The following is a 794-nucleotide window of genomic DNA, read 5'->3' as shown; positions in this document are numbered from 1 at the left end:
CTACATTTGATGGAATTTCAACTGTATAGTTACCTTCACTGTCTGCTGTTCCTGTTGCCGTTGTTCCATCTGGGAACGTTACGGTAACTGTTGAGCCTGGTTCTGCCGTTCCACTTACCGTTGTAGCTTCGCTTGTTACGCCATTCACCGTTGGTGCGTCTGGTGCTGTCGTGTCTACTACTGTTGTCGTTGTCTCTTCAGATGTATTGCCAACTTTATCTTTAGAAGTAACTTTGATATCTTCTCCACCTTCTAAATCTATATCAGATGGAATATCAACTGTGTAGTTACCTTGATCATCAGTTGTACCTGTTGCCGTTGTTCCATCTGGGAACGTTACGGTTACCGTTGAGCCTGGCTCTGCTGTGCCACTTACTGTTGTAGCTTCACTTGTTACTTCTTTCACCGTCGGTGCTGTTGGTGCCGTCGTATCTACTACTGTTGTCATTGTCTCTTCAGATGTATTGCCAACTTTATCTTTAGAAGTAACTTTAATATCTTCTCCACCTTCTAAATCTACATTTGATGGAATTTCAACTGTGTAGTTACCTTGATCATCGGCTATTCCTGTTGCCGTTTTACCGTCTGGGAACGTCACTGTGACCGTTGAGCCTGGTTCTGCCGTTCCACTTACCGTTGTAGCTTCACTTGTCACTTCTTTCACCGTCGGTGCTGATGGTGCTGTTGTGTCTACTACTGTTGTCGTTGCTTCTGTTGACGTGTTGTCATCTTTGTCTGTCGCTACAAATTTAATTGGTTCTCCACCTACTAAATCTATATTAGATGGAATATCA

1 protein-coding gene is annotated in these 794 nt (G+C 43.5%); it reads right to left on the bottom strand.

Translation table 11 applies throughout. The features are described 5' to 3' along the window. Window positions 1–794 (bottom strand): Ig-like domain-containing protein (locus KA883_RS08005; protein ID WP_245337602.1); only part of this gene is annotated, 794 nt, incomplete at both ends.

This window comes from Staphylococcus sp. GDY8P54P (assembly GCF_017892645.1).
Classification (GTDB): Bacteria; Bacillota; Bacilli; order Staphylococcales; family Staphylococcaceae; genus Staphylococcus; species Staphylococcus ureilyticus.
The sequence above is the reverse complement of the archived record's forward strand: the minus strand, read 5'-3'. Positions and strand labels throughout refer to the sequence as shown.